This window comes from Candidatus Eisenbacteria bacterium, from assembly GCA_016930695.1.
In the GTDB taxonomy this organism is placed as follows: Bacteria; Orphanbacterota; Orphanbacteria; order Orphanbacterales; family Orphanbacteraceae; genus JAFGGD01.
The window spans coordinates 22405-35618 of record JAFGGD010000019.1; the positions used below are offsets into that span (position 1 = coordinate 22405).

The window sequence follows — 13214 nt, forward strand, 5'->3', positions numbered from 1 at the left end:
CCGCCCTCGGCGGTAGGCCCTTCAGAGGCGGGGGAAACGGAAAACCCCGCCATTTGGACTTTCACATGGACCGAATGGAAGAGCGGGATTGGATCGTGAGATGCCAAAGCGGCGATCGCGAGGCGTTCGGACCGATCGTGGAAGCCTACCGGCGGCGGGCCTTTTTCACCGCCCTCGCGTTGGTCGGTAACCGCGAGGAGGCCTACGATCTCTCGCAGGAAGCCTTCGTACGGGCTTTTCACGCCATCGCCCGTTTCGATCCTACCCGGGATTTCGCGCCCTGGTTTTTCCGCATTCTGCGCAACCTCTGCGCTTCCGCCCACGCGAAACGGAAAACGCGCCGGGAGGATTCGCTGGAGGAGATGCGCGCGGAAGGCCGGGACATACCGGCCGGCGACCGATTCTCGCCGGAACTGCTCGCCGAGCGGAACGAGGCGGCGGAGCGGATCTGGAGGGGGCTCGCGGAACTCGACGCCAAGCACCGGGAGGTGGTGGTGCTCAAGGATCTCCAGGATCACAGCTATAAGGAGATCGCCGAGATCCTGGATATTCCGATCGGAACGGTCATGTCCCGGCTCTTCCATGCTCGGCAGAGTTTGAAGGAAAAGTTGCTCGGGGAGGAGGCCCGTCGTGCGGTGTGAGGATTTCCCGCTGCTTTCCATGGCCTATCTGGACGGAGAGATGTCCCCGGAGGATCGTCTCGAGTTCGAAAAGCACCTGGAAGAGTGCGGTGTCTGCCGGACGGAACTCGAGAAACTCCGCCGGGTGAAGGAGGTGACGGCGAGAATGAGGCTGGCCGATTTGGAGGAACGAGACTGGGAGGCGTACTGGACGGGGGTCTATAATCGTCTGGAGCGCGGCGCCGGTTGGATCTTCTTCTCCGCCGGGGCGATCGTGGTTCTCGCGTTCGCCGCCTGTTCTCTGCTGCGCGACTTCTTTTTTAGTCCGGAAGAGCCGCTCCTCCTGCGCTGCGGCGTCGGATTCCTGGTTCTCGGCCTGCTGATTCTTCTCGTGTCGGTGGGTCGCCAACGGCTCCACGCCTGGAAGCGGGATCCGTACCGGAGGGTGAAAACATGATGGTCAGCACCTTGGAGAGCGCGCCCGGATACGAGATCGTCGAGGTTCTCGGACTCGTTCGGGGGAGCACGGTCCGGGCGCGGCACTTGGGGCACGACGTCCTCGCCAAGCTGCGAAATCTGGTGGGCGGCGAGGTGCACGACTACACAAAGATGCTCGCCGAGGCGCGGGAACAGGCGTTGGACCGGATGACCGCCGAGTCGAAACGGCTCGGCGCCGACGCGGTGTTGCAGATGCGCTTCATGACCTCGTCGGTCATGCAGGGGGCGGCGGAGATCGTCGCCTACGGCACGGCGGTCCGTCTTCGCAAGATCGACTGAGACAACCCCTCCGTCCCGTCCGGGGCGGTTCACTCGGAGGAAACATGAAAGGCGCGCTTCTTCTTCTCGGAACGCTCGCTGCGCTGCTGCCCGGCGCGGCGCTTGCCGTGCTCACCGTCGATCTCGGAGATCCGACCACGCACGAGTGGACGGTGACCTACCGCTTCGAGGCGAGCGGCGTCGGTAAAACCTCCATGGACGTGCTCCCCTACGATTACGACGAAATGGAGATCCTGGACACCGCGCCGGAGAAGGGAGGGGGACAGCTCAAATACGAGGCGATCAACGAAGGGGAGGCGAAGAAGCCCAAGTTCCGAATCCTGCTCCCCAATCCTCTCGGCCCCAACGAGCGGATGAAATTTCGCGTGGTGGCGCGCATGAAGGATCCGGAGGCGTATTTTCTGGACGTGGCCAAACTCAACTTTCTCTATTCGACAGGACACGAGATCAACGTGACGCTTCCCGAGGGATACCTGCCGATCTACACCAACGAGGCGATGGAGCTGAAGTGGGAGAAGAACCGCGTGGTGCTCTCCAGCGCCGGGGGAGTACTCCGGCCCGTCGTGATCTTCGGAAGAAGCTGCGACTAGGATCCGCCCGCGGTTAAAAACGGAGCGACATACAGGTGAGGCCGCCGTCCATCTTGCGCGGCTCGGAGAGACCGAGGGGGATCACCGGCGCGCCGAGGCGCTCGATCCTCTCCCGGAGGCGCGGAAATCCGGCGGCGATCAGAATCGTGTCGTTCACGCGGAGCGCGTTCGCCCCGTAACCCTCCTCGAGTTCGACGAACACCTTCTCCAAGAAGCGGAAGGCGGGTTCGTCCCGGTAAACCTCGTGCAGGAGAACGGTTCCCGGGCCGAGAGGGTTCGCCCCGGAGCGGAGATGCAGCCCTTCGCGGACCGGCACGGGGGCCCAGGCGTACCCGTACCGTTCGACGATCGCGCCCAACGCCTCCGCCCCCGCCCGGTCCGTCCGCCCCGAAATCCCCACGAAGAAGGTCCCGCCGAGACGGAACACGTCACCGCCGTCGATCGTGCCGGGCGGTTCGATCCTTTCGATGCGCCTGTGAGGGCGGAGCGCCTCCTCGATGGTCGGCGTCTCCCCGCGCCGCGCTTCGGCGCCGGGGCGCGTGATCACCGCCGCCTCGGGGAAGACCACCGCCGCGTCCTCGGGGAAGTAGGCGTCCGGGAATCCGGTGAGGGGTTCGAGAACGGCGACGTCGAGACCGGCCAGGCGGAGGGCGTCGAGGTAGGCGTCGTGCTGGCGGAGGATCCGGTCGTATTCCGGCGGACCCAGATCCGCGGCGGTGATCCCTCCGGCGAAATCCGGCCCCGGGCGACGCGCGACGGCGCGTGAGAAACGGCAGGCGTCGGCGCGCGGATCGCTCATCGCCCGGGATCTTCCATGCGGAAGGGAGGGTGCGCGTCCGGGCCGGGCATCACGATCCAGAGAACGATGTACGTGAGAATTCCCGGAAAGGCCGCCGAGAAGATCGAGACCAAAACATAAAGAAGGCGCACCTTGCCGGGGGACCAACCGAAGAACTCGGCGATGCCGCCGCAGACGCCGCCGAAGATATGGTCGTCCGACCGTTTTAACATGTCGCTTCGTTTCCGCATTCTTTCATCCCCTCTTCACTCCAGAATCAGGTCGTCCAGGGGGCGCTTGGGTACGTGATGGATCCCCGTTTCGTCCCGCCAGTAGCGGATGTCGCCGTCGTCGCCGACCGATTCGACGATCACGCGCTCCGCCGGGCGCCCGAGGGCGACGACGAGCAGGATCTCGTACCGGTCCGGCAACGCGAGCGCTTCCCGGAGCTTCCCCCGTTCGACCGAGGCGATCATGCAACCGCCGAACCCCTTCTCCGCCGCACCGAGTAGGATGGTCTGCGCCGCGATACCGTGGTCCCATCGCACCTCCTCGGCGATCGTCTTGTCGGCGAGGATGACGATGTATCCCGTCGGGCGCTCCCCGGCTTCCGGTCCGTCCCAATCCTCCAGATAGCCAGCCCAGGCGAGGTGGGGAAAGATCGACGCGTTCGTCTCCGGCGTCCAGGAGAGAAGATACTTGAGAGGTTGTAGGTTCGCCGCCGATGGGGCGAGGCGGGCCAGGCCGACCAGGTCGCGCAGCGTTTCCCGGTCCAGGGCGGCCGCGCCGTCGAAGCGCCGGTAGCTTCGGTTTTTCTCGACCAGTTCGCGGATCATGGTTCGTCGATCCTCCCGTCGTGCGCGTCACGCGCGGCGTCTTGGGGGTTGTTCCGCCAGCATAACCGATCGGAGGCGTGGATGCTTCCGGAAAGGGAGTGTCGTCTCGATGAGGAATGGCGTTCGCTTTGTCGCGTCGGGGTGGAGCCTGTTCAGAGGCCGCCGGCGAAACGCTTCGCCTCTTCGAAGGTCGGTTGGCCGGCGCGCCCGCCGAGGCGGGTCGCGACGCGGGCGGCGACGGCGGCGGCCAGACGGGCGGCGCGCCGGGTTTCCCAATCGCGGGAGAGACCGAAGAGGAAAGCGCCGTGAAAAGCGTCGCCGCAGCCGGTCGTATCGACGAGAGGATCCGCCGGAAAGGCGGCCTGATGAAACCGGTCGCCCGACCTTTCCCGGAAAGTGCTCCCCCGCGCGCCGTCGGTCACCCCCGCGATGGAAGCCCCGGCGTCGATCAGCGCGGCGGCGGCCCGTTCCGGATCCGATTCACCCGTAAAGCGTTCGGCGAACTCTCGGGCCGTGATGAGGATGTCCGTGAGACGGAGGATCGGGTCCAGTTCGGGACGATAGCGGTGGGCGCCGCCGTCGAAGCTGACCGTGACTCCCTTTTCGCGGGCGTGGCGGCAGGCGGCGGCGCAGGCGCCGAGGTGGCGGCCGTTCACGTGCAGGAAGCGGGCCGAGGCGATCCGTTCGAGGGGAGCGTCGCCGGCGTCCATCTCCGGACCCGTTCCGGGGGCGAAGACGATCGACCTCGCCCCGTCCCGTCGTCGCACCAGGATGGACGCGACGGCGGACTCGCGCCCCGGCTCGACGCGGATCAGGCTCGCGTCCACGCCGGCCCGGCGGAACTCCTCCAGGATCGACACGCCGCGCCGGTCGTCGCCGATCCGGTCGATCATGGCGGTGCGCGCGCCGAGCCTCGCCGCCGCCGTGAGGGCACCCGCCACCGGTCCGCCCCCCTGTACGGACGTTTCGAGCGCCGGGGCGACACCCTCGCCCGAGGGAAACTCCTCCACCAACAGGAGAAGGTCCAGGGCGGAGACGCCGAGGCCGAGAATGTCCAAGATCGGATCTTCGCGTGTCATGAGTGTTGTCCCGCCCGAACGGCGAGGACGGACGAGGGCCGCGCCGCGCCTATGCCTTCATTCCCCGGAGGAGGGATCGGATCGCCATGCGCGCCATCCCTCGGAGATCTTCCGAGCCGTCCCCCTCCCCCCCCACGACCAGCGCGTGCGCGCCTCCTTGGGCTTCCATGGAGCGGACCTGCCGGTCGATCAACAACGTGGAGAGACCGTGGATCGTCGCCCAGGCGAGGGAGGTCAGAAGATGAGGATCCTCGGCGCGGATGCTCCCCTCTTCCTGGCACTCTTTTAAGGTCATGATCCCGATCTCGAAAGCGGACCGCGCGGCCGCCTGTAATTCCGGGGGAGGAGAGTGGGTCACCGCCTCCGTTCCGAACATGAGCCGGTAGAAGGAAGGGTTCTCCACGGCGAACTCGACGTAGGCGAGGGAGATCCTCTCGAGACGGGCCACCGCGCCGTCCCCGCGATCCCCGGCCGCTTCGACGAGGCGGTTTCGCAGCCTGAGGAATCCTTTTTCGGCGACGGAGGAAAGCAGAAGGGTTTTGTCCGCGAAGTGCCGGTAAGGAGCCGTGTGGGAGACGCCGACCTTCTCGCTCAGATGGCGCATGGTCAGTCCTTCCACGCCTTCCCGGACGAGTATCTTTTCCGCCGTCTCAAGTAATCGCTGGCGCAGGTCTCCGTGATGATATTGCTTTTTCGCCATGAGCCCTCTTTCGTCGCCGAGGCTATCCTAATGGGTTGACACTGTCAACATTCCGTGTTATGTTAACGCTGTCAACATTGGGAAACTCGGAGGAAAATATGAAGTTAGATAAGTTGCCCCAATTACGAATTGGGCACCTGACGGCTAAGATCCCCATTGTGCAGGGGGGAATGGGGGTGGGTATCTCCCTCTCCGGTCTCGCCTCGGCCGTGGCGAATGAGGGGGGAATCGGGGTGATCGCCACGGCGGGCATCGGAAGAATGGAACCGGATTTCGCCTCGGACCTTCCGTCGGCGGACGCCCGCGCCCTCAGGAACGAGATCCGTCGCGCCAAGAGCCGCACCGGCGGAATCGTGGGCGTCAATATCATGGTCGCGCTTACCGATTTCGGAGAGATGGTCCGTGTCGCCGTGGAGGAAGGGGTGGACCTGGTCATCATGGGTGCCGGTCTTCCGCTCCGCCTGCCGAAAACGCTCCGGTCGGAGGAATTGAAAAAGTCGAAGACCCTCTTCGCCCCCAAAGTGTCCTCGGCTCGGGCGGTCCGCGCGATTTTCCGTTTCTGGGAGAGGAACTACGACCATGTGCCGGACGCCGTGGTGGTCGAGGGTCCACTCGCCGGCGGACACATCGGTTTCGACCGGGGAGACATTGAACGCGAAGACCACACCCTGGAGCGGCTGGTCACCGAGGTGATCGAGGAGGTTCGGCCCTTCGAGCGGAGCATGGGGAAGAATATTCCCGTGATCGCGGCGGGGGGGATCTACTCCGGCGCGGACATCCGCCGTTTTCTCGAGATGGGGGCCGGCGGCGTGATGATGGGAACCCGTTTCGTGACGACCCACGAGTGCGACGCCCACGAGAATTTCAAACGGGCCTACCTGGAGTGCGGGGAGGAGGGGCTTGTGATCATCGATAGCCCGGTCGGTCTCCCGGGCCGCGCCATCTCGAACCAATTCCTGAGCGACGTCGCCTCGGGTATCAAGAAACCTTACCGCTGTGTTTGGCAGTGCCTGAAAACCTGTGATGTCCGGAACGCCCCCTACTGCATCGCCCAAGCACTCATGAACGCCAAGGAGGGGCGCCTGGACGAAGGCTTCGCCTTCGCTGGAGCGAACGCCTTTCGGACGACGGGTCTTCTGTCGGTCCGGGAGTTGATCCTCTCACTCGTTCGGGAATTTGAAGTGTCGGCCGCGCCCGCGCCGGTTTCGGGCTGAGGGGCGGACCGGCGGAGGAGTCTATCGGTTCAGAACCCAGATCGCGAGATTGAGCGCCGCCGCGAAACCGACCCAAGCGAGATAGGGGAGAAGAAGAACGGCCGCCAGCGAACGGACGCGGCGGAAGAGGAGTGCGGTCGCCGCGATCGAGATCCAGAGAAGAACGATCTCGACGAAGGCGGCGTCCGGCCTCCGGAGACCGAAGAAGAGACCGGTCCACGCCGCGTTCAGGAGAAGCTGGAGACCGAAGAGACCGAGGGGGGCCGCTCCTCGCCGCCAACCCCTTTCCCGCCATACGAGCCACGCCGCGACCGCCATCATCGCGTAGAGCGCCGTCCAGACCGGGCCGAAGAGAGCGTTCGGAGGGGTCCAGGCGGGTTTGGCGATGGAGGCATACCACTCCCCCGGCATCCAGATGGAGCCGACCGCCGCCGCCGAGAAAACGGCTGCGAAGAAAAGGACCAGCATTCCGAGGGATTTCTTCATCGTCCTCTCCGTATGGGGCGCGCCTCCCGCCGGCGGTCGGATTCGTCGATCCGCCGCTCCCCGCTCAGGGAAAATAAGCGAAGCGGTTTTTAAAGCCAAGAGGATTGGATGGGAAAAGGGGGCGGATCGCGCCGGCGTCACTCCCCGCGTTCCGTCCCGTCGCCGTCCAGATCGGAGAAAACCGGATCCACTCCGGCGCCGGGATCCCGCGGACCGGCGTCCCGGAGGTCTTGCAGAGGCGGAACCACCCTCTTGTCGACATAGGGGCTGTTCATCAGACCGAGAAGGGCGGCGTAGTCCACCCGGAAGGCGATGGTGTCCCCCACGTGAAGCCCCTCCGGGTTGTCGCCCAGGTTGACCACGGTGATGTCGCTGCTGGCGCCGGCGATTCTATAGTCTTCGCGGACCGGCGTGAGCCCTTCCACGGCGGTTTCCAGCTGCCCCACGGTAACCAGCGCGCGGTAGCCGCGGTCGCCCGGCTTGTGCTGGGAGTCGCCGTTCATCTCGAAGGGCTGGATGCCGGCGGTTTCCGTCGTCGGCACCAGGCTTTTCTCCTTGATCTCGGCGATCTCGGCCTCCAGAAGAATCACGTCGTTGCGGAGGCCCGGCAGGGTTCCCCCGCCGACCAGGTCGCTGCCGAGGAAGAGCGATTCGCCGATCCGAAAGTGGTTGATCGACTTGGGGAGTTCGTTCTTCAGGACCAGCGGCAGGACCACGCTCGACCCCGCGGAGATGAGCTGCAGCTGCCTGCCGAATTTCAGCTCTAAAAGTTCCCGGTAGAGGACGAGCTGCATGTACTGATCGATGTCCGGCACCGCTCCGGCCAGGCAACCGAGGTTCGCGCCGATGCCGAGCACGGTGATGTTCGGCAACTCGAACACCTTCTGATAGAAGTCGACGAGGGAGCCGGGGAGGATTCCTTCCCGAAGGTCGCCCAACTCGATCATGATCACGATCCTGTGAATCTTGTCGAGCCGCGCCGCCTCCTCGTTCAGACGCTCGATGATTCGGATCTCGCTGTTCAGGCTGACGTCCGCCAGCTCCACGACCTCCGGGATGATCGACGGGTGGGGCGGACGGAGGTACCAGGATTCGAAGGAGGGGATGATCCGTTCGATGGCGCGGAGATTCCGGAGCCGCGAGTCCGCGATCGAACGGACGCCCAGAATCTGCAACGCCTCGAGCGTTTCCGCGTGGCCGCAGAGTACCTTGGTGACCACGCTCCAGGTGGCTCCGTGCGCGCGCATCCAGTCCCCGATGGTCTCGAGGTTTTGCCGGAGCGCCTCCAGGTCGACGGTAACGCGATTCATCGCGTGATCCTCATTTCCGCGTACTTGGATGTGAAACCGAGCCGCTTGTAAAGCCGTTTGGCGGGATTGTCGTATTCCACATGCAGCTTGACGTCGCCGTCGCACTCTTCCAGAGCGCGCCGGACGATCCGGCCGCCGAGGCCGCGGCCCCGCAGATCCGAGCGAACGCCCACGAAGAGGAGGATGTGATCGGGGACGTAGCCGGACATCCCCGTGCGGAGCATCAGAAGCGCACCGACCAGTTCCCCTCCCGTCTCCGCGAGCACCAGGAAACCGCCCGCCCGATCGCTTTCGGAGAAGGCGTAGTCCAGGGCGTCACGGATGTCTTCGATCCGGTCTTCGTATGGCTTCATGTGATCGTGAAAGAAACGGACGAGACGGTCCCGATCGATCCAATCGGGCATCTCATCCGGACGTCGGACTAAATACAAACGCGAATCCACGGGTTTCCCCTTTCGGCTTATGGCTCGGATGAGACGGGCAAAACGAAATCGTCGGTTGTCAGAGGGTTCGAGGGTAGCTCCCGCCGCGCGCCCCGGAGACATGCTATCTCTTTATTAACACGATTCAGCCGCGAACACAAGGACGAATCGAGAAAATACTATTTGTATAGTAATATAAAGAACATAAACATGAGTTGTATTCCCGGTGCGATTACCAGAAATAGCCGGTGAAGAGCTGCATCGCGCCGGTCTGGAAGCCGGCGAGGAGGATCGCGTCCCGCAGTCCGCGTTCGCCGGAGTTTCGGAAAAGGAGGAGCAGGTAGGGATAGAAGAAGAGGCATGTGCGGGCGGTTTCTCCGGTCCTGTAGGCGCCGGCGAGAAAGAGGAGAAGGAGCGCCGCCGCGCCGGCGAGAAGAAAGCCCGTTCCCCGGTCCCGGAGGTTTTGCAGGGCGGCGCGGCCGGCGTTCGAGCGGACGAGCGCCGCGAGCGCGCCGAAGGAAAGGAAGAAGGCGATCTCGGCGACGTTCTCGATCCGCGTGAGAAAGTAAGCGGCCGGATCGACGCGCCCGAGGAATCCCCCGGGGTTTTCGAAATCCGCGGCGGTCCGCAGCGCGAGAACGTGATCGTATCCGCAGAGACGCCGCAGGACGAGAGCGGTGAGGCCGAAGAGAAGAAGCGCCACGACGGTGGCGGCGAGGGAGCGGGGGCGCTCCCGGCGGAGCAGCTCGATCACCCCGGCGAAGCCGCCGGCGAGAAGAAGATACGTGCCGCCGAAAGTGAGCAGGTTTACGCCGGTGAAACCGGCGGCGACGAGGAGGAATCCGGCGACGGCGCGCCCCGGACGTCCGATGAGCACGAGCCCGTAGAGAAAGAGCGTCGCCGGCAAGAGGATCACGCCGTCCAAGGAAGCGGCGGAGTAGATGTTCACCGCCGGCAGGACGGCGAACAGGATGAGGAGCGGGCCTCGGCGTTCGCGGGGGACTCCCAGTTCTCGTAGGATCGCGCCCGTGACCGGCAGGGCGAGAAGGGCGAGCAACGTGAAGGAGATGCCGAGCGCCGCGGCGCCCCCTCCCGTCCGCAGGATTCCATAGTGGAGGAGGACGGCGAAGGGAGGGTGGGTGCGGGAATGAACGAGCAAGTCCGGCTGGATTTCGTTAAACGCTCCGAGCCACGCCCCGGCGTCGCGAATCTTGACGGCGTCGTGATAGTAACGGATATCCCCCGCGGTGAAGGGCTCTTCGAAGCCGGCCTTCCATCCTCCCTGCCCCAGGTTCCCGAAAAGCACGAGAAGAAACGCCGCTGCGAAAACGCCCCGTGGACGAAGGCGCTCGGCTCGCGCCGTCGCGAAGAAGAGCGTCGCCGCGAAGAGAAGGATCCAGGGGACGCCTGCGGGATGGAGCGCCGGGCCGCTGAAGATGGAGATCGGAAAAAGACGGGGCATCTCTTCGTGGAAGCCCATGCGCTCCAGAACCTGATAGAGCGCGGCGAGCGCGATCCACGAGGCGGCGAGCCAAGCAGCCGTTCGAAGCGGTGCGCGGCGAACGAACGCGGTGATGGACGCGAGTGGGCTCATCGGATGCTTACCTTCGATCTCGGGCCCCGGGGGGCGGACCGTGGCGCGCCGCACCGACTGATTCTGGCAGAGGGTGGGTGTGGGGGGAAGGAGAAAGGGGGAGGGTGGTCCCTCCTTGTTCTCCGCCGCCGCGAGAGTCGCCGCCGGTCTCCCGGCGCGCGTCAGCGGCCCCGCCCGTCCGGCGCCCTCTCCGCCTCATTCCGTCCGGGTCTCGCGGCGAGAAGCAGCATGCACGCCGCCGCCGCCAAGGAGGCGCCGATCCGGAAGGCGATCGCCGGACCGAGCCGCGCCCAGAAGAGGCCGAAGAGAAGGCTCGCCGGGAGCGCCGCGAAACCGACCGCTCCGTGGTAGAGGCCGTACGCCCTCCCCCGCGAGGCGACGGGAACGCGATCGGCGATGAGAGCCCGTTCCGCCCCCTCGGTCAATCCGTAGTACGCCCCATAGAGGACGAGCAGCACGCAGACCGCCGTGAGTCCCCCCGCGGAGGGGATCGTGGCGTAGACGGCGGCATAGACCATCCAACCGATCAGAATGGCGGGTCGTCTCCCGATCCGATCGGAAAGACGGCCGCCCGGCAGACTGAAAATAATCTTGGACAAATGAAGTAATATCCAAAGGGCGATCATCCAACCGAGACCCAGTCCGAAGCGGGTTTGGGCGAAGAAGACGAGAAAGAGGTCCGTGCTGTTCCCCAGCGTGAAGACGGTCACCGACGACAGAAAGAAGTAGAAGGATCGGGGCGGACCGGACGTTCTGTTCCCCCCGGCGCCGGCCGGGGGCATGGAGGCGGGTCGAGGGATCTCGCGGACCTTGCGCCAGAAGATGACCGACGCGGCGATTCCGGGGAGGAGCGCCAAGGCGAAGAGCCGGCGCAGGGCGTGCATCTCCTCGGGACCGGCCGGCCCGCTTCCGCGGACCCAGAGAAAACCCCGTCCGAGGAAGAGATAGAGGAGGAGGGCGGCGACGAGGGGGCCGCTCACGGCGCCGGCGTGATCCATCATCCGGTGAAAAGCGAAGGCGAGTCCACGCACGTCCGGATCCGCCGCTTCACCGATCAACGCGTCGCGCGGCGCCGTGCGTATCCCTTTGCCGACGCGATCGAGAAAACGGAGGGCGACCACGTGCCATCCGGCGGCGGCCAGGGCGATCAACGGCCGCGCCAAGCCGGAGAGGGAATACCCGGCGAGCGCGAGAGCCTTCCGCCGCCCGCTCCGGTCGCTCCATCCGCCGGACCAGATCTTCAAGAGGCCGGAGACGCTCTCCGCGACGCCGTCCATGAGACCGATGTAAACGGCGGCGGCGGCGGCGGGGACCAGGCCGGAGAAAAAGGCGGGGAGAAGCGGGTAGATCATCTCGCTGGAGAAATCGGTGAGGAGGCTGACGAGGCCGAGCGGGAGGATGTTCCCCCGGAGCGCTCTTCGCAGGTCCGAATGGAGGCGTGGGCGCGCGTTCACGGCGAATCTCCCACCGGCGCCGCGGGGGCGGGGGTTCCGACAGCCACCGGGCAACAAAAGTCTATCACGAGATCGCCCCGGAGGATGGAGGTGTTTTCCGGTGGGGGGGGGAGAGGCGTCGCGTCGGCCGGTATCGGCGTTTCGCCGGCGCTAGGTTTCGAAGGGACGGTCCCGACTGAAATCGGGGAGGTAGTGGTCGCGGCTCTCCATCTCCTGCACGTAGGCGTTCGAGAGACCGATCTGGAGAGCGAATTCGGCGATCTCCCGATACTCCTCGACCGTCGGATAACGATCGATCTCGGGATAATCGGCCGCCCGGTGGCGGGGAGAATACTGGGACAGGATGCTGACGGAAATCTCGCGGGATAGCTCGGCCAGGAAACGGAGGCATCGCCGGCTGTTTTCCAACCGGCCGGGAAGAACCAGGTGACGGACCAGGAGGCCGTGCGTGGCGATTCCCCGGCGGTCCGTCTCGAGGAAACCGACCTGTTCCCACATCTCTCGAATGGCGGCGGGGGCGATTTCCACGTAGTCGAGCGCGTCGGAATAGCGCTCCGCGATCTCTTCGGAAAGGTACTTTAGATCGGGAAGATAGATGTCCACCAAACCGCGGATCCTCCTGAGGGAATCCACCGAGTCGTATCCGTTCGAGTTGTAGACGATCGGGACGCGGAGCCCTCTCTCCTTCGCCTCGCGTATCGCGTCCGCCGCCTGACAGACCACGTGTGAGGGGGAGACGAGGTTGATGTTGTGGGCGCCCGCCTCCTGGAGGCGGAGCATCTCGGACGCGAGGGAAGCCGCGTCGTGCGCCCGGCACTCCCGCCGGTCGAACTCCTGGCTGATCTGATGGTTCTGACAGAAGACGCAGCGGAGGTTGCATCCGGCGAAAAAGATCGTTCCCGATCCCTTCGTTCCCGAGAGGGGAGGCTCCTCTCCGAAGTGAAGGCCCGTGTGCGCGACCAAGATCTCCGCCGCGGTTCCGCAGTAGCCGATCTCTCCCGCGAGGCGGTTCACGCCGCAGGCGCGTGGGCAGCAACGGCAGGCGGAGAGGAGGGGGGTGAGCGTTTCGGTCATGGCGCTTCGTCTCCCGGGGAGATGGTTCGAAGTGTGAGTATAGCATCCGCGGGGGAGCGAGGCGGACGGGGTATCGGTATCGGCATCGGTATCCAAATCGAAATCGGTTTTCCCCTCTCCCGCTTGCGGGAGAGGGTGGGGGTGAGGGTGCCTTTCCATCCCCCACAGGTCTCCCTTCGGGGCACGGTGGGGTAAGGAGGACGGACGGGTAATCCTTCTCGGAGTCCGGGGCGTTTGGAATCGGTATCGATTCATTCTCTTCCCCCACCGGTCTCCCTTC

The 13214-nt window shown here is 65.2% G+C and carries 16 protein-coding genes; 5 read left to right on the plus strand and 11 right to left on the minus strand.

The features are described 5' to 3' along the window. Positions 1-65: 65 nt before the first annotated feature. Genes JW958_02990 through JW958_03005 form a run of 4 tightly spaced genes read left to right on the plus strand, consistent with a single transcriptional unit; the run spans position 66 to position 1987 of the window. A complete protein-coding gene (locus tag JW958_02990) occupies positions 66-641 on the plus strand; it encodes a sigma-70 family RNA polymerase sigma factor (GenBank protein ID MBN1825205.1) in 576 nt (191 codons plus the stop codon). Continuing rightward, positions 631-1077, plus strand: a complete 447-nt coding sequence (locus tag JW958_02995; protein MBN1825206.1) for a zf-HC2 domain-containing protein — start codon at positions 631-633, stop codon at positions 1075-1077. Before JW958_02990 ends, JW958_02995 begins: the two co-directional genes overlap by 11 nt. Next, positions 1074-1397: a YbjQ family protein gene (locus JW958_03000; GenBank protein MBN1825207.1), complete on the plus strand. Its 324-nt coding sequence runs from the start codon at positions 1074-1076 to the stop codon at positions 1395-1397. The genes JW958_02995 and JW958_03000 overlap by 4 nt, the downstream gene beginning before the upstream one ends. A gap of 44 nt (positions 1398-1441) precedes the next feature. Beyond that, positions 1442-1987: a hypothetical protein gene (locus JW958_03005; protein ID MBN1825208.1), complete on the plus strand. Its 546-nt coding sequence runs from the start codon at positions 1442-1444 to the stop codon at positions 1985-1987. A 13-nt stretch (positions 1988-2000) separates the two neighbouring features. Here the strand turns inward: JW958_03005 and JW958_03010 are convergent, their stop codons facing one another. The 5 genes from JW958_03010 to JW958_03030 all read right to left on the minus strand — a co-directional run bounded on the left by JW958_03010 (position 2001) and on the right by JW958_03030 (position 5380). Continuing rightward, entirely contained in the window at positions 2001-2786 is a 786-nt protein-coding gene (locus JW958_03010; GenBank protein MBN1825209.1) for an amidinotransferase, read from the minus strand. Beyond that, positions 2783-2998: a PspC domain-containing protein gene (locus JW958_03015; GenBank protein MBN1825210.1), complete on the minus strand. Its 216-nt coding sequence runs from the start codon at positions 2996-2998 to the stop codon at positions 2783-2785. The genes JW958_03010 and JW958_03015 overlap by 4 nt, the downstream gene beginning before the upstream one ends. A gap of 33 nt (positions 2999-3031) precedes the next feature. After that, positions 3032-3601: a nitroreductase family protein gene (locus tag JW958_03020; protein ID MBN1825211.1), complete on the minus strand. Its 570-nt coding sequence runs from the start codon at positions 3599-3601 to the stop codon at positions 3032-3034. A 152-nt stretch (positions 3602-3753) separates the two neighbouring features. Beyond that, the gene (locus tag JW958_03025) at positions 3754-4680 is read right to left on the minus strand and encodes a carbohydrate kinase (GenBank protein MBN1825212.1); all 927 of its coding nucleotides are present in this window, start codon (positions 4678-4680) and stop codon (positions 3754-3756) included. A gap of 49 nt (positions 4681-4729) precedes the next feature. Next, entirely contained in the window at positions 4730-5380 is a 651-nt protein-coding gene (locus JW958_03030) for a TetR/AcrR family transcriptional regulator (GenBank protein MBN1825213.1), read from the minus strand. Between the two features lie 98 nt (positions 5381-5478). Here JW958_03030 and JW958_03035 point away from each other — a divergent pair, with 98 nt between their 5' ends. Next, positions 5479-6594, plus strand: a complete 1116-nt coding sequence (locus tag JW958_03035; protein ID MBN1825214.1) for a nitronate monooxygenase — start codon at positions 5479-5481, stop codon at positions 6592-6594. Positions 6595-6615: 21 nt separating this feature from the next. On the opposite strand, the gene JW958_03040 is transcribed toward JW958_03035, so the two are convergent. The 6 genes from JW958_03040 to JW958_03065 all read right to left on the minus strand — a co-directional run bounded on the left by JW958_03040 (position 6616) and on the right by JW958_03065 (position 12934). Further along, entirely contained in the window at positions 6616-7080 is a 465-nt protein-coding gene (locus tag JW958_03040) for a tryptophan-rich sensory protein (GenBank protein MBN1825215.1), read from the minus strand. Positions 7081-7217: 137 nt separating this feature from the next. After that, positions 7218-8390, minus strand: coding sequence for an alanine racemase (locus JW958_03045; GenBank protein MBN1825216.1), 1173 nt, complete (start codon positions 8388-8390; stop codon positions 7218-7220). Next, the gene (locus JW958_03050; protein ID MBN1825217.1) at positions 8387-8794 is read right to left on the minus strand and encodes a GNAT family N-acetyltransferase; all 408 of its coding nucleotides are present in this window, start codon (positions 8792-8794) and stop codon (positions 8387-8389) included. The genes JW958_03045 and JW958_03050 overlap by 4 nt, the downstream gene beginning before the upstream one ends. A 250-nt stretch (positions 8795-9044) precedes the next feature. Next, positions 9045-10406 (minus strand): hypothetical protein, encoded by a 1362-nt coding sequence (locus JW958_03055; protein MBN1825218.1) that lies wholly within the window; start codon positions 10404-10406, stop codon positions 9045-9047. Between the two features lie 161 nt (positions 10407-10567). After that, positions 10568-11830, minus strand: a complete 1263-nt coding sequence (locus JW958_03060) for an MFS transporter (GenBank protein ID MBN1825219.1) — start codon at positions 11828-11830, stop codon at positions 10568-10570. Positions 11831-12010: 180 nt separating this feature from the next. After that, complete coding sequence (locus JW958_03065) at positions 12011-12934, minus strand: radical SAM protein (GenBank protein MBN1825220.1); 924 nt, start codon at positions 12932-12934, stop codon at positions 12011-12013. Between the last annotated feature and the right edge of the window lie 280 nt (positions 12935-13214).